Source organism: Alkalispirochaeta alkalica DSM 8900 (assembly GCF_000373545.1).
Taxonomy (GTDB): Bacteria; Spirochaetota; Spirochaetia; order DSM-27196; family Alkalispirochaetaceae; genus Alkalispirochaeta; species Alkalispirochaeta alkalica.
Genome location: NZ_KB891698.1, coordinates 12,413 through 32,316, shown reverse-complemented (window position 1 = coordinate 32,316; position 19,904 = coordinate 12,413). Strand labels below are relative to the sequence as shown.

12 protein-coding genes and 1 pseudogene are annotated in these 19,904 nt (G+C 57.6%); 2 read left to right on the top strand and 11 right to left on the bottom strand.

All coding sequences use genetic code 11. The features are described 5' to 3' along the window. Nucleotides 1-44: 44 nt before the first annotated feature. From B071_RS0105060 to B071_RS0105035, 4 genes are all read right to left on the bottom strand, one after another. On the bottom strand, nucleotides 45-797 hold the full coding sequence (locus B071_RS0105060) for a response regulator transcription factor (protein WP_018526023.1): 753 nt from the start codon (nucleotides 795-797) through the stop codon (nucleotides 45-47). 1,881 nt (nucleotides 798-2,678) lie between these two features. Further along, nucleotides 2,679-3,299, bottom strand: a complete 621-nt coding sequence (locus B071_RS0105050; RefSeq protein WP_169336305.1) for an ankyrin repeat domain-containing protein — start codon at nucleotides 3,297-3,299, stop codon at nucleotides 2,679-2,681. Nucleotides 3,300-4,193: 894 nt separating this feature from the next. After that, a complete protein-coding gene (locus B071_RS20465) occupies nucleotides 4,194-5,186 on the bottom strand; it encodes a sensor histidine kinase (RefSeq protein WP_438829578.1) in 993 nt (330 codons plus the stop codon). A 1,428-nt stretch (nucleotides 5,187-6,614) separates the two neighbouring features. Next, nucleotides 6,615-7,646: an alpha/beta fold hydrolase gene (locus tag B071_RS0105035; protein WP_018526018.1), complete on the bottom strand. Its 1,032-nt coding sequence runs from the start codon at nucleotides 7,644-7,646 to the stop codon at nucleotides 6,615-6,617. 190 nt (nucleotides 7,647-7,836) lie between these two features. Between B071_RS0105035 and B071_RS18265 the strand changes: the two genes are divergently transcribed. Next, nucleotides 7,837-8,346 (top strand): protein-tyrosine phosphatase family protein, encoded by a 510-nt coding sequence (locus B071_RS18265; RefSeq protein ID WP_083914511.1) that lies wholly within the window; start codon nucleotides 7,837-7,839, stop codon nucleotides 8,344-8,346. A gap of 94 nt (nucleotides 8,347-8,440) precedes the next feature. Continuing rightward, nucleotides 8,441-9,499 (top strand): annotated as a pseudogene (locus B071_RS20595) (class I SAM-dependent methyltransferase); the annotation flags it as partial. A 363-nt stretch (nucleotides 9,500-9,862) separates the two neighbouring features. Here the strand turns inward: B071_RS20595 and B071_RS0105015 are convergent. The 7 genes from B071_RS0105015 to B071_RS0104980 all read right to left on the bottom strand — a co-directional run bounded on the left by B071_RS0105015 (nucleotide 9,863) and on the right by B071_RS0104980 (nucleotide 19,851). Beyond that, the gene (locus B071_RS0105015; protein WP_018526014.1) at nucleotides 9,863-11,365 is read right to left on the bottom strand and encodes a cryptochrome/photolyase family protein; all 1,503 of its coding nucleotides are present in this window, start codon (nucleotides 11,363-11,365) and stop codon (nucleotides 9,863-9,865) included. Nucleotides 11,366-12,097: 732 nt separating this feature from the next. Continuing rightward, nucleotides 12,098-13,198, bottom strand: coding sequence for an ABC transporter ATP-binding protein (locus B071_RS0105005; protein ID WP_018526012.1), 1,101 nt, complete (start codon nucleotides 13,196-13,198; stop codon nucleotides 12,098-12,100). Nucleotides 13,199-13,207: 9 nt separating this feature from the next. After that, on the bottom strand, nucleotides 13,208-14,887 hold the full coding sequence (locus tag B071_RS16010; RefSeq protein WP_094354938.1) for an ABC transporter permease: 1,680 nt from the start codon (nucleotides 14,885-14,887) through the stop codon (nucleotides 13,208-13,210). A 146-nt stretch (nucleotides 14,888-15,033) separates the two neighbouring features. Beyond that, nucleotides 15,034-16,050: an ABC transporter substrate-binding protein gene (locus B071_RS0104995; protein WP_026244995.1), complete on the bottom strand. Its 1,017-nt coding sequence runs from the start codon at nucleotides 16,048-16,050 to the stop codon at nucleotides 15,034-15,036. 153 nt (nucleotides 16,051-16,203) lie between these two features. Further along, nucleotides 16,204-17,553 carry a sigma-54-dependent transcriptional regulator gene (locus tag B071_RS0104990; RefSeq protein ID WP_018526009.1) on the bottom strand — a complete coding sequence of 450 codons (1,350 nt, stop codon included), beginning with the start codon at nucleotides 17,551-17,553 and terminating at the stop codon, nucleotides 16,204-16,206. Further along, nucleotides 17,550-18,947 (bottom strand): ATP-binding protein, encoded by a 1,398-nt coding sequence (locus B071_RS0104985; RefSeq protein ID WP_215730276.1) that lies wholly within the window; start codon nucleotides 18,945-18,947, stop codon nucleotides 17,550-17,552. Before B071_RS0104985 ends, B071_RS0104990 begins: the two co-directional genes overlap by 4 nt. After that, nucleotides 18,931-19,851 (bottom strand): PhnD/SsuA/transferrin family substrate-binding protein, encoded by a 921-nt coding sequence (locus B071_RS0104980; RefSeq protein ID WP_083914507.1) that lies wholly within the window; start codon nucleotides 19,849-19,851, stop codon nucleotides 18,931-18,933. Before B071_RS0104980 ends, B071_RS0104985 begins: the two co-directional genes overlap by 17 nt. Nucleotides 19,852-19,904: the final 53 nt, after the last annotated feature.

The window sequence follows — 19,904 nt, the reverse complement described above, 5'->3', positions numbered from 1 at the left end:
TCCCACCAGAAGAATGACGATATAACTGGTGAGTAACTTTCGCCTCACTCCCCGCCCTTTTTTGCCCGATACCCCACGCCCCGGACCGTTTCGATGTACCGGGGATTCTCGTTCTGGTCCCCCAGTTTTCGCCGNATATTNCGGATGTGCACGTCAATAACCCGCAGATCTCCGGACTGACGNTCACCGGACTCACCATCGCCGGAACCGGATATCTCTGCGAGCAACTCTTTTCGGGATACCTCTTCGCCGACCTTCAGGACGAGTCTGCGCAGAATCGCGAACTCGTTTGGTGTCAGATCCGTGACAACATTACGCCGCACCACCTGGTGTCGGTTCTCGTCGATAACCAGATCCTGGACCACCACTTCACGGGATGATGCCCGGGCGGGATCGACTGTCCCGGAAATACCATGCGTCGATGGAGATACACGCCGCAGGAGGTTGCGGATCCGCGCCTCCAGCTCACGGAGTCCGAAGGGTTTCGTGATGTAATCGTCAGCTCCAAGGCCCAGTCCGATAACCTTGTCGGGTTCTTCGCTGCGGGCCGAGAGCATCATTACCGGTATTGCCGCTGTGACCGGGTGAGCGCGGAGGTTGCGCAATACCTCAAAGCCGTCAAGATCGGGGAGCATGATATCCAGGAGCACAAGATCGGGGACGACAGAAGAGGCTGTCTCCAGAGCCTCCCGGCCTGTCCAGGCAGAGAGCACTTCGAACTCGCTGACAGGAAGATTCATACGAATGAGCTCAATAATATTGGGCTCGTCGTCAACAATCAGAATTCGTCGCTGCACTGCCCTGTCCTTATATGGGTGCCAGGAGCTGATTACTGCCAGACACCGGATAGCTTCGTCAGCCCGGTACGGACCCACTTTGACTATAGGAGAGGAACCGGAAAATCGTCAACAAGAGAACAAGAGAAGAGGAGGTGACGGAAGACATCACCCTGGAGGCAGTTGCACCCGGACAAGGTCCTCTGCTGCAGCTGACGGCACTGGCTTCGCCGGATTGCACACAGATAGTACCACTCCCGCATAGCGACCAAGCGTGGGCCGGAGAACCGCGCCCTGCGGCACCACTTCCGGTGAAGGCTGTGGTGCCCTGAGGGACACGATCCGGCAACGCAGGCTCCAGGCCAGGAGAGCGGGTTACAGTTTTCCCCGCATGGCAGCGGCAACGGCCCTGGCTGCGGCGGAGCGCTCGGTTGAAAAATCCCCTCTCCCTTGATCCACCAGATCCCGGACATGATTGCTGATCGCCACACCAAGTCTGTTGGTGTTCTGACCCAACCTCAGGTGTTCGTCCCAATCATCTGTGAAAAGCGGGTAATACACCACTGCACCGCCTTCCCCGGGACGGGCAATAACATGAGGCCCCCGAATCAGGAGGATGCCATCGATTTTCTGCTCCAGTTCCGCAAGGGATGTGATGCTTGTAATATCCTCGTCGGTTGTGTCTCTGACAAAGGCTCGCATCCTGCGGATGACTGGCGCCATCGCCTCGTATTCGCTGGCAGTCATATCCACAATGCGGTATTCGCGAGCTCCCCCGAACCCATCAAGATTCAGGCGCTCTTCCCGCTCGTTGTACAGGAAGTTGTAGGAAATGGAATGGGTGCTTGTGCTCTCGTGGTTTTCGGAAGCAATTTCACTACCGTTGCTCAGGTCAATGAGCCTGGCGGCAACGTTGTAGCGGTGCGTGAAGCCCCGGGTTGCCCTTCTGACNACTTTTCCGCCTTCCACCATGGGGGTATTGGAGTTGTCCACTACGCTCCCGCTTCCNTTATCCACATCCATATAGATCAGAAAATCGTGACTGGAACTGAACCTGTCCCGCGCTTCCGGGAGCGAGTGATTCGCCTGGACGAGATCGATAGCAACATAGGTTTCCTGGCTGGACAAGGTGCCCTCGACCAGTTTCAGCAGCTCGCCGTAGGCATCGCTGTTGGCCGTGACGACAACCCTGGATACTGCCTGCTCTCTGGCCTGAGCCATCTGGTCGTTCAGATCCTGGTACCCGGGAATGGCCTCGGCTGCTTTCGTAAAGTGCTCTACGGCAATCCGGGCGTTCCGGAATCCGCCTGCACCCAGGGCTTCAACGCCGGCGGCGTACCGTTCAGCGGCAGCAGCCTCCCGGGCTTCTGCAAGAGGTTCAGCGTACGACTTGACATCGAAGGCCTTGCTGTAGGGCGACGCTGCCACGGCCCGGTGCATCTCCTCGAGGGTAGCATAGACCTTCCAGATACCATCCCAGCGGAAGGGCTCCGACGAGGCTTTTTTCTGCTCGATGGTGCTTTCATAGGTGGTGGTGCCTGTTCGGAAGGCTTTTCCCAGCAGGTCCCTGGCTTCCTCGAAATCAGGGTTGCTCTCAAGGGCGTTGAGGGCGTGTTCAACGGCNTCGGCGTACTTCCCTTGCTCGAAGGCCCTGTCGCCGGCCCGGAAGGCGCCGCCACCCTTTGTGAANATATGAGCACAACTACCCAGAAGGAAAATTCCGAGAATCAGTACTGCCAATCCAAATTTTTTGTTTGTCGTCATCGGGTGTTTCTCCTTTTACCGAATTCGTCCGCCGGCGAGTATACCTACCCACTCTTAAATCAATATTAAATCCATCCCGGCGAAGGGGCGTGACCATCGTTGCGGCATGAGAATTCTGGAGAACCGACCCTGCGGGCCTTACTGCGGGGGTACCCCTTCCTCAAGAAGATTCCGGATCTTGCCGGAGTGCTCTCCGTCCTGGTCAAGAAAATCCAGGGCCCTTCGGCCGTGTTCGTCCTGGAGCCGGGGATCTGCTCCGCCATCGAGAAGCGCCTTCAGAACACCGGGCGAGTCGTTGTACCGAGCGGCAAAAAAGAGAGCAGACCACCCGTAGTCGCGATCCTCTCCGGGGGCCGGTTCATCAAACGCTCCAAGGCCGTCAAAGAGAACCATCTTCCCCGTAAACCGCGCGAATCCGTAGCCTGCTACCCAGGCATCCCTGGTACGACGGTTCGGGTCCGCTCCGGCATCGAGAAGCACTTCCAGAACCCGGGGATCGGGGTTGAAGGCTGCGGCAAACATCAGGGCGTCCCAGTCGTCCAGACTCCGGGCGTTCAGCTGCTCCCCCCGGTCAAGGAGGATTCTGACTGCAGCGGGGTCGGGATTATGCGCTGCGGCGAGCATGAGCGGTGTCCAGTGGAAGGCGTCCCGCTCCAGCGACCGCCGGATGTACCCGAGGTTTTCTTCTATCTCCTCGGGAGTCCCTCNGGCGAGGATCTTCCGGGGATCAGCCCCGGCCNCCANGGTTGCCANGGCCATCACNGCGAGGGTCACGGCGAGAAAGCAGCTCTTCATGATTTATTTTTCGGCACGTCCCGGANAGAGATGAGGANCCGGCCNGGCCGAAAGGGGTGTGGAGGCCCTTCCCGCGCTAGCGCGCTAACTCCCGAAGGTTGAGAAGATCCATGGAATCATCGCTCATGGCCAGAGCGTAGATCCCGTGACGGGTCAGAAGCNCCACCTGATCGGGGGTCAGATAGAGGGAGCTCATGATCGGGATGATCTCGTAGCCGGAATACTCGGGGAAATAGTCNGTTACTTCCTGGTAGTTCCCGGCAAAGACGAGCACATCCTGCTCCCTGAGCCTGGATTTTGTCTCGTTCAGAAAAACCCGATTGCCCGCCACGGCAACCACGTCAAACTCCCGCCGACGTCCNGGATCCTGGGGGTGCTTCTTCCGGGGCCGCACCATCAGCAGGTCGGGCTCGTCTACCCCAAAGTGGCGGGCCATNATTCCAGGGATGTTGGGTGCCACAATGTCCTCGATAACCGTNCCCAGACGGTTGGCCAGCTCTCCCCAGCGCTTGTTCATCTCCCGGGACTGACGACGAGACTCGTCTTTGAAGTCTTTCATCTCGTCCTTGAAGTCTTTCATCTCGTCCTTGAAGGACCTCATCTCGTCTTTGAAGTCTTTCATCTCGTTTTTGAAATCCTTCAGTTCATTCGAGAGTTCTTCCAGAGACCGTTCGGTGCGCAACTGCGCGTAGGCGAGTTCCTTCAGAGACAACTCAAGATTCGAAACCCGTGGCTCGAGCGCTGTGGACATGAGGACCTCCTGTCTCAGTATACACCAACCCCACCCCAGGTGTCATTAAAAGCGCCCTCTGGCTTGGACGGCCCAAGAACCCTCCAGGCCGGAAAGGTTTTACCCCTTCAGCCACAGAGCACGGGCTTGGACCTCTTCCGTTGGGGGATTCTGATGAATACTGCTGTTCCTCCCGATGGGGGAGAATCTATGGTAAGCGCCCCCTCCAGCTGCTGGACCAGACTGTCGATCAGAACCAGCCCCAGAGAACATCGCTCCTGGATGNGGTGATGATATTCGGCCAGGGTCATCCCACAGCCGTTGTCGGCGACCTGGACGGTCATTCCCTGACCTTCCATGACAACATCGATCGTGACCTGGGGATCTACCGACGAGGGACAGGGATCTGTAAAGGCGTGCTCGCAGGAGTTGCTGACCAACTCGTTGATCAATAGGCCCAGGGGCAAGGCTTCATCGATATCGAGATTCACATCGGGAATGGTATCCGAAACGCGCAGGATGATCCGCTCATTACAGAACTGATTCAACTGCCCGATCAAATCGGAGATATACCCCTGCAGAGGTACCAGCGCGGCAGTATCGATGGTATAGAGCTGCTCGTGCAGAGCTGCCATGGCGTGAATGCGCAGGCGGGTCTTTTCTGCAAGCACCGTAAAGTCCTTGCGGTCAGCCTGGGTCATTTCCAGACTGAGCATGCTGGCGACGATCTGCATGTTGTTTTTCACCCGATGATGAATCTCCCGTATCAGGACATCCTTGGTCATCAGGTTCTCCTCCAGCTGCTGTTGCAGGCAGATCAGTCTGTGGATGTCGGTCTGAGTACCAATGGCGCGCAGAGCTTCACCGGCGGCGTTCCGTTCCACCACCATCCCCTGATCCAGCATCCACCGATACGATCCGTCGGCGCAACGCTTGCGGGTATTCAACTCGTAGTGACTCCTGCGATTGGTGCGCATCTCCTCCAGTGCCGATAGCACCCCAGGCACATCATCGGGGTGGATCAATTCCAGAGCGTCACCTACCACAGATATCCGGGAAGATACCGGATAACCCAACAGGGAATACCAGCGATCCGATACAAAGAGAGCGTCCCGAACCATGTCCCAATCCCAGACCCCGCTGCGCCCCCCCTCCAGGGCAAACTGCCACCGCTGCTCGCTCTCCATCAGTAACTGGTGCTGGTGTTCCTGACGCCTTCTCCCCCAGACAGCCATGGCCAGCAAGAGCACCAGACTCAGGAAGAGGGTCGACAGAAAGAGTATCTCCAGGCGGTAGAGGTCCCAGGCGGTCTTCCGACGGTTCAGCCATATTACATCAATCCCCGTTTCCCTGACCGCCGGCATGAGTCCCCACTCCTGCACCACCCGATAATCCAGCATCACCCGCGATGCAGGGTAGAGGCCGGAATCGGCCCGGGGCAGCTGACCGGTCTGAAAGTACCTGCGGGCGATATCCGCAACAGCACGCCCCTGATCCTGTCCTCGCAGAACTTTCCCCCCCAGAGCATGGCCTTCGCCCAGGAGGAAATCCCAGACCACAAAGACCGGCACTGGCGAGGCGGCAGCCACACGTTCCAGTCCCCCGGTGTAACTGTAGAGCTCGCCCGAGGTTAAGCGAATGTAGGATACGTAGAGAACAGCACTGTTCGGCGATAACCGCTGTAACCGCGAATGCAATTCGGCCGGGGGCAGATCCTGTAGCAGCTCAATCTGGAGGGGGCGGTCCAGTGAAAGGGTCTGGAGCAGGCGGAGGTTGAGATCAGCGGTCACCGTCGCATCGGTTACTACTGCCAGACGGTCCAGGCCGGGCAGGATCTGCAGAGCCAGATCGATTGTCCCCGAAAAATCGACCTCCTCGATAATGCCCGTTGCCCACCCCCGGGAGAGGTTCTGTACCTCCTCTTCGTTGCGGTTGATACCGGTGTACAGCACGGGAACCTCCGGAAAGACCTGGTCNCGATAGCGCACCAGAAAATNNAGCGCGTTATCATCGGTNGCGATGACCAGCTCCGGCTGCCGNCCTGCGTACTTGCTCCGTAAAAAGTCAGCCTGGGCAGGGAAGAGATCNTGGGGGTCCCACCGCTTGGTATCCAGAAACTCCACATAGAGCGTCTCGGCCGCAGCCTCACGGGAAAACTCCCTGGCAATACCCTGAAGGATCTCTTCACCCCAGCGCATCAACGGGTGATAGCTCTTCAANACCAGAATGTCATACGGGGCCCCGGCTTCTGCGGGAGCCTCGNCAGGCGTGCATATCACACCGACCAGAAAGATCGAAAGCACCAGCAAAAGCCGCTTTCTNCTGTGAGACGCCCCCCGATGTCGCCGGGTCTGCACCAAGGCGACGCCGGTCCCTCCCGAAAANCGATCGGGAGCCGGCGCAGACGCTGTGGACATGGCACCCCCTNNCCGCCCAGTCTAGACTATTCCCGTTGCGATTTCCATTTGGGGGACTTCCGGGAGGTTTGTACCGAAATTCGCCCTCGCTGTACTGCTGGCGGGGATGATTACCCTCTCTGAAAACCGGAGCTACCTGCCGGCCAGTTCGTCCCTGATGTCGGTAAAGAGCTGCTTGCGGATGGACCTNNCCTCATAGTGGAGGCCGTGCCGGGCACCGGGGTATGTTTTGATCCTGACTTTGGGAAGCTTCTCCCTGAGGAAATCCAGATTGTATTTCCAGTCTACCACGGAGTCGCCGGTTCCCTGAAAGACAAGGGGGCTCAGGTTATCATTCGCGGGATAGCATCGGTTCCGGGAATCCCAGCTACGCAGCGCCTCTACCCANCCCGTGGGAGTCTCTTTGCCCCGCAGAGGGTCTTGTTTGTGCCGTTCCCTGATGGCCTTGTCCCGGGTGGGGGGGCTCCCCCGAAGGTTCGGAACCTTCCCCCCCATGAAAGAGTCCACGAAGCCCCCCAGGATATCGAAACCAAGGTACGAGAGATCCCATTGGGCGCTNCTGACCAGGGGTGCCAGGAGGATACAGGCACGGAACATACACCAGGAGGCCCCACCTGATACTGTTCCTGCCNTACCCGATGCCAGGGAAGCGTCAATAAANCCCGAGCACCCGGTGCTATGGCCGATAAAGAAGTACGGAGCTGGCCAGTTCTCNTTCAGCCACAGGCTGAACTGCACAAAGAGATCGCTGTAGCGGGAAAAACTGTCGATGTNATGCCTGGGGCCCTGGCTGAGTCCGTGCCCGGGAAGATCCAGGGAGAGGACCCGGTATCCCTGACCGGNAAGAAACTGGATAAGCTCTGCCCCGGTGCCGGTATGATCAAGATAGCCGTGGAGCCAGAAAACGGTTCCCCTGATTTCGTTTTTGCCCGGACCTTCAAANAGATGCACCGCCAGGTTGGTGCTNCGGAAGTTCCAGGAAAAACTGTAGGCGAGCCCCNCCTGGGGGAGTTCACACCTGCNCCGATACCGCTTCCAGCGGGAATCATCGGGAAGGGTCGCGCTGAGACCACGGCGTTTTTTTTGTTGGAGTTCTGTATAGACAGCCCGGTCGTAGGGGTGCAGTTCCCGGGCCAGTTGTACGCGGCAATTATGGACTCTCATAATGTTCCCCAACACACCAGGAAATTGCCACGAGGCCTGAACACATTCACCCTCTTGCCTGGGCCCCGTATCCACCCCCGCAGGGCACAGCAGCGTCCCCTAGTTTTCGGATAGATTTACGGAAAATTCAAGACCGGGTCATGGCGGGTGACTCCGCCACCCCCTCCACCATCTGGTATACTCTACGGGAATGACCATGAGAAACTGGAACAACAAGCTGTTTATGGATGCCATGCCGGGGCGATATTCACCACTCGACAGATGGATCGCCGAGATTGCCGAGAACCAGATCGATATTGTTGTCTGCCTTGCATCGGACGGGGAAATCAGGAAGAAATCACCTGCCTACGCAGCGCTCCGCGAGAAGAANCAGATNNTCNCCGATCAGATGAGGCTCCCTGTGGGGGATNGGGGGGTCGTCCTGAAGGAACTGCCCATACAGGATTTCGCTGCTCCGGCTGCAGACGAGACAGATCAGTTCTGGCTCCTCGCCACTGAGCTTGCCCGCAGGATCGACGAGNGGTTCCGTGTCTTTATTCACTGTGCCGCCGGTATCGGACGGACGGGCCTGCTGGCCGTGGCTGTACTGATGATGACGGGCATGGGCCGTAAAGAAGCGTTGGAGGAAATCGCCCGGGCCGGTTCGGGCCCGGAGACGAGCGAGCAGAAATCGCTCCTGGAGGCCGGATCTACGCTGTAATCGCGATAATGCCCCAGAGCTTGGCAGGATTTACGAGAAGGCCGGTGTCACGCACCTGCACCACCTGATCACGCTGTTACGTCCCGGCGACAAGGTGCTCGACGTCGGTTGCGGTACCGGCCGCGACGTGGCGTGGCTGCGCGAGCACGGCTACCAGGCCGAGGGCACCGACCCCTCAGAGGAGATGCTCGCCGAGGCCCGTCGGCAGTACTCGATCCCCGAGGGAGTACTCCAGGGTGATTCCTTGCCGGGTCTCGAGTCGGTTGGCGGATCCTTTGCNGCGATCACNTGCATACACGTTCTCCATCATCTCGACGATACCCTGCTCCTGGATTCCTTGTACCGACTCCGCTCGCTTCTGGCACCGGGCGGATTTCTCCTCATCAGGATTCCGTCGCACCACCCATCGGTCGCCGACGGAATNCACGCCGATGGCAGACGCTATATCCTCCGNGACCCGGGAGAATACCGCTTTTTCCTCGAGCGGCTGGGTCTCCGACTGACCGCACAGATCGATGATCACCACGAAGAAACCAGGTCCCTCTGGCATACCCAGGTCTACACCACTCCCCTTTCTGCAGGACTCAACCCGCTGGAGACGGTCGAATCGATCCTCTGGGACGACCGCACGGTAAACACCTACAAGTTTGCCCTCCTCCGGGCAGTCACCGATCTGGCGGTACACGCTACGAGGAGCGGCCGGTGGACCAGGGATGGTCGCGTTGCGGTCCCGATCAACCTCGTGGCCGAAGGGTGGATCGAGTATTACTGGCCCCTCGTCGCGGTCGGCGCTGGTACCGGCGACGAGATCCTCCCGGGCCAGCGCGTTTCGGGCAAGCAAGACATGACCTTCCGCAGGAGCCTTTCCAGCCTCACCCAACGGTGGGAACCAACCGGTGGATACGNTGCCTTTCGGGCAGCCCTGGACAGAGGAGCCTTNTCACCGGAGCAGCAACAAGAACTGAAGAACGTACTGAACGATATCGGCCGCGGCATCCGCCAGCCCGTGCAGTACGCCGGCAACGCAAGAACCGGAAAAAAGCTCTTTGAGATCGCAGGCGGGGAACTGTACATCGGCGGAACCCTCTGGACGGAACTCGCCCTGATGGGCCGGTGGATCGAAGACTCGATCCTGATCCGGTGGGCGGAGTTTGTGGCGGACCTGAAATACCAGAAAAGCCACGTGACCCCGGAAACGGTTCTGGCACTTCTGCTGAGACCACGCCGCGACGATCGTGACACCACCATAGCCCGAGGTGTTTACGGGACAGCCCTGGTGGAAGCAAGCCGGAGAAGGATCCTCGGGAACTGGGAAGCTCTCTGGACGGCGGAACCGGCGATGTTCGGTGCCCACGCCACACGGCTTCCGGGAGAACCCTTTCATGATTTCGGGAGCACCAAACAGCAGGAACTGTTTGATGTGTTCAAGAACTCGATCGAGTTTACCGCTTCAAACCGCGNGGTGGAACGGTGGGAGATCCAGGGTTTGCCCTTTCACCCTTCCCGGCTGCGGGTGTCAGGAGCGATGCAGGAGCCCGGCAGCCCGCTGGAGGTGTGCCTGGCGGGTGGCGGGGGCCATTTTGTCGAGCATGCGCGGCATCATGGACATACGGTGGTTGGCAGCGAAGAGCTCACGGTGCTGGTGAATAAAATTCCAGTACAGGGCGGTCCAGTCGTCCTGCCAGGGACCAGGGGGATAATCGGACATCTTGCGCAGGTAGTTGCCACCGCTGATGTAGGGTTTTGTGGCAAAGAGCCCGCCATCGGCGAACTGGCTCATGCCGTAGACGTTGGGTACCATGACCCAGTCGAAGGCATCGATAAACATTCCCATGAACCATTCATACACCTGGTCGGGGTGGGTGCCGGCAAGCAGGAGATAATTGCCGGTGACCATCAGGCGCTCGATATGATGGGCGTAGCCCCAATGCAGGCTGCGCTGAATGGCGGTGTCCAGCGGGGGGAAACCGGTGTCGCCGCTCCACAGTCCGGCAGGAAGCGGACGGCTGTGGCCGAAGAAGTTCCGGGTGCGCAGGGCGCGTCCATCCTCTTCGTAGGCGGCACGGATGAACTCGCGCCAGCCTATCAGCTGCCGGATGTACCCTTCCAGCGAGTTGATCGGGATTGCGTTAACCGGAGAACNGTGGCCCCCGGCGCGAGCCAGNACAGCGTCAAGAACCTCGCGGGGGGACAGAAGCCCGATGTTGAGATAGGGCGACAGGGCTGAGTGGAATACCCGGGTATGGGTCTGGCTGATAGCGTCCTCGTAGCTGCCGAAGGGGGCAAGACGCTCCGAGAGGAAGCNCTCCAGGGCCTGGCGGGCATGTTCCGCGGTCCAGCCACACCATATCTGGCTGCTGCCGTAGTGTCGGCCGGGGATTTGGGCCNGCCAGGCCCGGGCCTGGGCGATTTCCTGATGTTCCCCGGGATTCCGGGGATTCCAGGGCTGGATATCGGTCGGGAGCGNGAGGTTTCTGGGGAGTTTTTTGCGGTTCTCCTGATCGTAGCTCCAGAGGCCACCGACAGGCTTCTGGTTATGATCTGTCAGAATGTGCCAGTCCTTACGCAGACGCTGGTAGAACCGGGCCATATGTCTTTTTGAATCGCCATAGCGTTGAACCGCCTCGGCTTTCGGGAGCAGGAACAGCGGGCTTTCGTACCGTATGAGCCCGATGCCGTGCCGGGTTTCCGCCGAGGCCAGGGCACGCTCGAGGTAGTCGTCGGTGGTGTCGGCCACATGGAGGGTGGTAATGCCGTCGGCCGTGAGCTTCTGCCAGACCGCATCGGTGCTGTTAAGGCTGCGCAGATCCAGATAACGGACGACGTGGCCGAGCTGCTCCAGCTGCCTGGCATAGGCCTGCATGGAGAGCCGGTGTAGCAACAGGCGCTGCCGATGAGACGGATTGTGGGTCAGGATGAGGGGTTCCTCAACCAGATAGACCGGCCGAGCCGGTTTCAGTACCGGGTGGTGCCGGGGGTCATAGAGCTGGTGAGGGTAGACAAGAGCGGCGCTGATCATCGGGGGAATATCTGCCTGGTGTCGAGCTGTTTCTCCCGGGCCGGGATAGCAGCCCAGGCGAGGGTCAGGGTTTTGCCTGGCAAACTCCAGGGGGCGTAGCGGAGGATCCCCCTATCATCCCTCATCATTCGCCGAACCGTCGTGGAGGACTTCGCCCGCATGTTTGGAGATCAGGAGCACGCGAGAGCTCCTGAGCATGAGTCCGTCGTTCCCGTCGTTCCACGGCGCAACCATACACCAGCAAGGCTCTTCAGGCTGACTGAAATGTGGATATTCGCGGGGAGCCTCCGGTAGACACGAAGTGAATCCGGTTGCGAGGTGCATCCCTGCCGCGCAATGGCACGGGCAACAGTCCTGCCGATTAATGGAAAGAGCTTCACCCGGATCTGACGGAATAGTCTTTTCATGCTTCCCCCTTGCTATACGCTACCGATGCTGCCCCGGAACCAGATAAAAATTCTCTGCGGAACAGCGCAATCCCACCAGATCATGGTAACTCATTATTGCGGGAGAGGTGCGACAAAAACTGTCACACTCCACTCCCGCTGGTATTCTCCAAAACCCGGCGAGATGCCGCTCGGAGCCTTCTGGTGATCTCCACTGAACAGAGAGGGCCCGGCCCGGAAGCAGGCCCCCCGCCAGAAGATCTCTCGTGAGGCACGAGGGAACACCCGAAGGGGGCCTGGATTCCACCGCCGGAACCGCGCCTGACGATCAGACCTCGCCCCTCCTTTATTCTATCGGGATCAGATGAGCTGCCTTCTCCCCAAAATCGATCTCCACGGACTCCCCCACATCGATGAATCCCTCCTCGACAGGGTTGAACGTGACCGCATGTATCGGTGCATCCATTCCTTCCACGACGATCTCGTACTCCACCGTGGCACCAACATAGACCTGCTTGTCAACCACGCCCCGCAAGAGCCCCTTCTCGCCAGCGGAAGATGACTTTCGAAGACGAAGCGATTCCGGCCGGACAACGGTGTAGGCTTGATTTCCCACGCTATGGAGGCCATGGGAGCTACCCACGGAACCTACACCATTCTGGTATTCTACCTGTAACGTCCCGGCATCCTCGGAAACAACGGTGCAGGGGATAAAGTTGACTCGCCCGATGAAATCGGCCACGAAGTAGTTGGCTGGCCTTGAATAGATCTCGAAGGGGGTACCAACTTGCATGACCTGGCCCTTGTTCATAACCACGATCCGATCAGAAACGGTCATTGCTTCTGACTGATCGTGCGTAACGTAGATACTGGTTATTCCAAAGGTTTTCTGGATTCGACGGATTTCAAGCCGCATCTGCTCCCTGAGCTTGGCATCCAGATTTGACAAAGGCTCATCAAACAAGAGCACCTTTGGACGGTTGATAACGGCCCTGGCCAGGGCAACCCGCTGTTGTTGTCCGCCAGAGAGTTGATCGGGCCGACGATGGTAGAGGTCGGTAAGATTCATGACCTCCATCACCTCCATCACAGACTCTTTCACCTTCTTTTTATCCATTCCCCTCAACTCAGGCCCGAACCCGATGTTCTGTCCCACCGAAAGATGAGGGAATATGGCATAGCTCTGGAAGACCATGGAGGTATCCCGCTTGTTTGGAGGCAGGTGGCTTACTTCCTTGCCACCGATCCAGACGTTCCCCGAGTTCGGAGCCTCGAAACCGGAGACGATGCGGAGCGTCGTTGTCTTTCCACAGCCCGAGGGACCAAGAAATGTTACGAGCTCACCCTCGGCAATTTCCAGCGACATATCAGCCACCGCCACTACGCGCTTATCGGGCTGATCGGGATCAGAAAAATATTTGTTGATAGATTCCAGACGTACACTCATGATTTTCTCCTAGACCTGCAGCAGCTTGCCGTGGTATCCACTGAAACCTTTTGCCAGGATCAGACGGATCANCAGCATCGCGATTAAAATGATAGACACCAGCACCACACTAAAGGCCGATGCAGCACCAAACCTTCCGGACTCAACCTGCGCCATGATCTGAACCGTCATGAGGTTCCAGTTTGCAGAGACGAGAAAGATTGCGGCGCTGATCGCCGTCATGGCCCGCACAAAGGAAAAGGTGAGACCCGAGAAAAAGGCGGGCAGCATGAGCGGAAGAGTCACCTTGCGAAAACTCATTCGCGCATCGGCACCCAGATCGATCGCCGCCTCTTCGATAGAAGGATCTACCTGGCGAAGAATAGCAATTCCAGACTGAATCCCCACCGGGATATAACGAAAAATGAAGTTCAGCGCCAGGATGGCAAACGTTCCCGTAAGAACCAGAGGTGGAGTGTTAAAGGCCAGGATGTACCCGATTCCGATAACCGTCCCGGGAACAGCAAAACTCAGCATTGAGCTGAAGTCCATGAACTGCCGGCCGGGGAACCGCTTTCGCACAACCAGAAAAGCGATCACCATGCCAAGCACCCCGGCGACAGGGGTCGAGACGCCCGCGATGATCAGAGTGTCGCGCACGGCACTGAAACCAACACCAAAGACATACTGGAAATGCCGCAGCGTCAGGGTGGTCATGTCGTGTCCCCAGACCCGGGCAAAAGCGGCCCAGAGGATGGTGGCATATACCAGAATGACCAGGCCTGCCACAACAAGACAAAGGCCAAATAGCACCCACTGCACCGGAGGGCTGACAAGCTTGATGTTTGAGCTGGTTGGTTTTCCGGTGATCGTTACGTACTGCTTTCTGCTGACCCAATACTTTTGGATAAAGAAGGCCGTAATCGAAGGTATCAGCAAGATAACCGCCAGGGCTGCCCCCCGGGGGAGGTTAAACATTCCCGTGATCTGCAGGTAGGCCTGCACTGAGAGTACGGGGAAGCCGCTCCCTGCAAGAATGAGGGGGTTTCCGAAGTCAGACAGTGTCTCGATGAACAGAACAAGCATCGCGCTGGCGATCCCCGGGTAGGTGAGCGGCAAGGTTACCTTGCGGAAGACGTTCCACCGCGAGCCCCCAAGATCAAGCGCAGCATCTTCCAGGGTGGGGCTGATCGATTCCAGAACGCCCTTGAGGGTGATGTATGCAACAGGAAAAAAGGTGAGAACCTGTGCAAACATGAGCCCCCAGAACCCATAGATATTGAGGTTTCTGATGCCGAGGAGCTGATATGAAATCAATCCGTTTCGCCCGAAGAGCATGATTATTGCCATGGCGCCAATAAAGGGGGGCGACACGATAGGAACGATGGCAATAATGCTCAGCATCTTCTTGAACGGCACCGATGTGCGGGTGATCGTGAAGGCAAACAAAAACCCGACAGCACTACCGGCAACGGCTGTCGCTACTCCCAGAAGGAGACTGTTTCGCAGTGCATCTCGCTCATGCCGGGAAGTAAAGAATCGCTCGAAAGGCTGAAGACTCCAGTTTCCTGAAGCATCACGAAAACTTGTGATGAGGACCTTGAACAAGGGATACAGAATGAACACAACCAGTAAGGCAAGAATTGCAAGAATCGTGATCAACAGGATCGGATCACCAGCAAGGCGCCGGAGAGCTCGCACATTCTGCATTGCCCGGTTTTTTACGCCCTTTTTCATTATATACATACTCCTGTGAGATCCACTTGGGGAGGCTCGCTGCACGAGGGACAGATGGAAGGCCGCACACGCCACCAGGACGGTAGCGTGTGCGGATTATATCAAGAGGAAATGGTCCCCTAGTTCAGGGGCAGTACTTCATCTTCCCACCGCTCGACAAGGCGCTGTCGCTCTGCTCCGGCCCACTCCGGATCTACAGAAATCGTGCGCAGGCTGTCAAAGGAGGGCATTCCGGGACCAAGCTCGGCAGCAGGGTTCACGGGGTAGAAATAGGTTCGCTCGCGGGTCAGGACGTTCTGGCCATCGACCGATACAAGCCAGTCAACAAGCTTCTGGGCGGCCTCGATATTGCGGGAGCCCTTCAAGATGGAGACCGCAGGTGCTTCGAACCCAACTCCTTCGGAGGGAAAGATTACTTCTACAGGAAAGCCCTCATCGGCAGCCTGAAAAAAGGCGGGGGTAAACTGGAGACCCACCGGAGCCTCACCGACAGCCACGGCAGCAGCGGGAGCTGTTCCCGACGAGGTGTAGGTCTGAATATTGGGGCTCAGTGCTTTGAGATACTCGAAGGTCTTCTCCTCACCCCACTCCATGGTAAGGCTGGTAATCACATTGTAGGCTGTCCCGGAGGTTGCCGGTGAGGGCATCTGGATCTGTCGCCTGTACTGGGGGTCCAGCAAATCTTGCCAGGAACTGGGCATACCCAGCCCTTCACGCGCCAGGGCGGAGGTGTTTACGCCAACTCCCATGGGATTCATGTAAAAAGAGGTCCAGTAGCCGTCGGGGTCGCGGAACACCGGATCCAGTGCCAGTGTAGCCTCCGATGTATAGGAAACGGTGAGCCCCCGCTCTTTGGCCGTGATATGGTTCTCGTTGGGAGCTCCCATCCATACATCAGCCTGGGGGTTGCTGGCTTCGGCCGTCATGCGAGCCAGCGCAGGCCCGGTGGAAAGATGAACAAAGCTCACCTCGATTCCTGTATCAGCAGTAAAGGCGTCAAGAATTTTCTTCGCATTCTCTTCATCAACGCTCGAGTACACAACCAATCGCTCACGGGTCTCGGAGCGTCCCCCCGCAAAAGCTGCAGCAGGCAGAATCATTGCAAGAACCATCATCCCGATACATACACGTTTCATGGAAACACCTCTCTTTTCGGAAAAATCTACAGATAATAAGCAATTTCCGTGCCAACCAGGAAAACAGGCCCTCCGGGGAGGTTCAGAGGGGCAATCGGTTCGATATCGTGCAAGACCTGCACAGGGCTTGCACAGTATTGTACAGAATGCACACTAGCGGATCTCCCCGGANAAACCGTACTTCTCAAGTCGGTAGTAGAGGGTACGGCGCGACAAACCGAGTATACGCGCTGCATCGCTCTTGTTTCCCCGTGTCCGCCGGAGCGCTTCAATGATCAGCTCCTGTTCATCTGCCGGACTCCGGGAAAGGGCGCGCGGTTCGATTGGCGAAACCTGCAGCTCATCGCGTACCATGTCAGCATCNATCTGCTCGGGGCGATTGAGAACCACAATTCTCTCGATGAGATTCTGAAGTTCCCGGACGTTTCCAGGCCAGGAGTGGCGGTCCAGAACGGAGAAGGCTTCTTCCCTGATCTCCGGCATCGGGAGCTGTTCCCGCTTGCACGTACGGGCGAGGATATCCCCCACCAGTTCAGGTATGTCCGAAGGGCGATCCCTGAGAGCTGGTACTTCTACCGGAATAACGTTCAGCCGATAATAAAGATCCTGCCGAAATGACCCTTCCTCAACCAGGCGGCCCAGATTCTGGTTGGTGGCAGCGATGAGACGAACGTCGACGTTCACGTAATCGGTACCGCCTACCCGGGTGAACTCCCTCTCCTGAAGCACCCTCAGAAGTTTTACCTGCACCTCCGCCGAGACTTCTGATATCTCGTCAAGAAAGAGGGTTCCCCCGTCGGCAAGTTCGAAAAATCCCTGCTTTCGATCCAGGGCTCCCGTAAAAGCGCCTTTCTCGTAGCCGAACAATTCGGACTCCAGCAGAGCGGGGCTGAAGGCCGCACAGTGTACAGGAACCAGCGATGATCCTGCACGCTGACTTTGTGCGTGAATTGCTCTGGCGATGAGTTCCTTGCCGGTACCGCTTTCTCCGGTAATCAGCACGTTGACATTGCTGGCCGACACAGCAGCGATCTTGCGGAAAACCTTCTGCATTGCCGGGCTGCTTCCCACAATTCGATTCGTGTGGACCGTGTCTACCTTTACTTTCGACAGGGCCTGCCGGAGAACTCTCCGTAACCGGTCATAGTCCAGAGGTTTGGTAAGATAATCGTATGCCCCGCCCTTCATGGCATCTACTGCACCCTGGATCGTCGCAAAGGCTGTAATGAAAACAAACCGGAGCTCCAGTCCCTGGGACCTGAGCATGGATGCAAGCTGGAGACCATCGATATCATCCATCCTGATGTCGCACAAGACGAGATCCGGGCGGTCCTGAACAGCTCTTCTGTAGCCTTCCCGCCCTCCCTGAGCCGTAAGGACCTCGTATCCTTCCTCCGAGAGGAAGGCCTCCAGAACGGTGAGGATGTTCTTCTTGTCATCGACGATGAGAATTTTTTGCTGCTTTTTTTGGTTCCCGCTTTTTTTTGCAAGGGCCTTCGTCATAGCACCAATCCTTGAGAAGAAGCGTTTGATGTACTCAGTGGAATCCGTATGCAGACTCTCACACCCTGGGGATCCCTGTTTTGCAGGGAAATCGAGCCATTGTAGCACTCCAGCAGGCTGCGGCACAGCGCCAGGCCCAATCCGAGACCATGGTCCCTGGAGCTCACAAAGGGATCAAAGACGTGATCGATGATCGCCTCAGGAACACCAGACCCACTGTCGTCGACCGTTATAACCGCAATATCGCAGTCCCCGGCGGTGCGTAGCTCGATCCCGTCCCCCTGTGAACAGGCCTCGATCGCATTCATCAGAACATTAACCAGGACACGCTTGATGTGACTTCGGGAAGCGCAGATCGTCAGCCCGGGGTCGGAGCGTTCGGCTCGAAGATGAATTGCCTGTTGCTGCGCCAGGGGTGTCACCAGAACCATCACGTCCTCGACCAGGTCGTCGAGAGCGAATATTGTCTCCGATGCAAGATCGAAGCGTCCGTATTGCGTGAACTCGGAAACATAGCGGTTGAGCACATCCACTTCCTCGCGGATAATCGCGAGAAACTTTTCCTGATGTTCGCTTGTCTCTGGTGCCCGCCGAATCATTTCGACGGCGCCGCTCACGGCTTCAAGAGGGTTACGGATTTCATGGGCCAGGGAAACCGATATCTCACCAAGAGTCCGGAGTCGCTGGACCGCTTGTTCCTCGCGATAATACGTCTCCAGACGAGATCGCATTGAATCGATAGCGCTGGCAACGGTCCTGATCTCGCGGGCAACACCCCGCCGGAGATGGATAAGCCCTGTGATCTCCCTGGTCTCGTCGGTGATTAATGTGTCCGACACACGTTGCAAGGGGCGGAGGACCTGGATGTGCAGATACAGGCCGAAGGCGACAGCCACCGCGATGAGTGCAATCAGCGCAAGAATCAGAACAAAACTCGTCTGACCAAGACGCCTGTTCAGAAAATCGAGTGAGAGGTCTACCTCGGCATAGCCCAGGACGGTGGTGCCGAACACTATCGGAGCACGGGCATTCAGGCTCTTGGAGTTTGAACTGAGGCGAAACAGGGGAGATTCCTCTGCGAAGCCGGTGCGGATCCAGCCCTGATTCCCTCTGTTTGTATCGGCCACAATTCGACCATTGCGGTTTATGATTCGTGCAAACAGTACGCCTGAGTGTGCCTCCAGAGAGTCCACCTGCCGTTCGAGCCTGTCAAAGTGCCCACTGAGCAGGGGGTCAAGTGACATTTCTGCCAGCATTGATGCCAGGACAAGCGCCCGCTCCCGGGTTTCGTTCTGCAAGAGCCTCCTTTGTCCAACCAGCGTATACACACCGTGAAGGAGGACGATGGAGAAAAAGGCAAGAAATGCCACAGTCACCTTAGTCTGAAGAGACATGACCGTTACCATCTATCAGATCGAAGGCCTTCACTGCCCTGCGAAACAAGGGAGAATCGGGAAAATTCGCGCTCGGCGATGGGCTATGGAACTGTGGCGTAGCGGAAAGACCAGACTGTCCCTTATCGCCACAGCCGTAGCTGAGCAGCTCGGCAACTACCTGGCGGTGAGTACGTCCAATCGAATCGCTTCGCCCGACCACAAACCATGGAGGGGCTTCATCGCTCATATGGATCACCCTCACCCGTTCAGCAAACTCACTCAGCTCCGGGTCTTCCAGGTGATGGCTGCTGATCAGCCCTACCCCTAAATGGCTGTAGGAAACTCCCTTGAGAATGCTGTTCTCCGTATCGGCGTACTCGAATCTGGGCAGGGGCAGGCCGATGTCCTTGTAGATGAGCGAGGCAAACGCAACCGCTGAGGGGTGCGCAGCCGGCGCCGGGACGCTCACGGCGAGTCCTTCTGTATGGTGAGGGAGGAAAAACCGTGACCTCGCGGGAACGATTAACGCGAACCGCCGTACAGATCCGGCCTCCCCGGCACAGCCACCAAAGGTCACTTCGGCAAGGAGCTCCGTGTCGACGTGCCGCGATAAATGGTACGCCGATATCGGATCAAGAATCGCAAGATCCAGTCTTCTGGTTCGCAGCCCCTCAAGAAGCGAAGACTGCGAGAACTCGATAACCAGACGTATATCCCTTTCAGTGTGCCCTGCGATTTTGTCAATCATCGGCCTCCAGAGGGTGTAGACGTTCCTCCCGGATTCCAGCGCCGGCACTCCGACAAAGAAGGGGGCCTCCCCCTGAGCTGAGAGGCCGGGAAGGGTTCCACAGCAGAGTATACCCGCCAGTACGAGGACCTTCACGGCACGACAGGTCCCTTGGGAGCCTCCAGATAATAGCATAGTGGCACCATTCTATAACCCAAACCGAAAGCTACCAAGAGCAATCTGGAAGA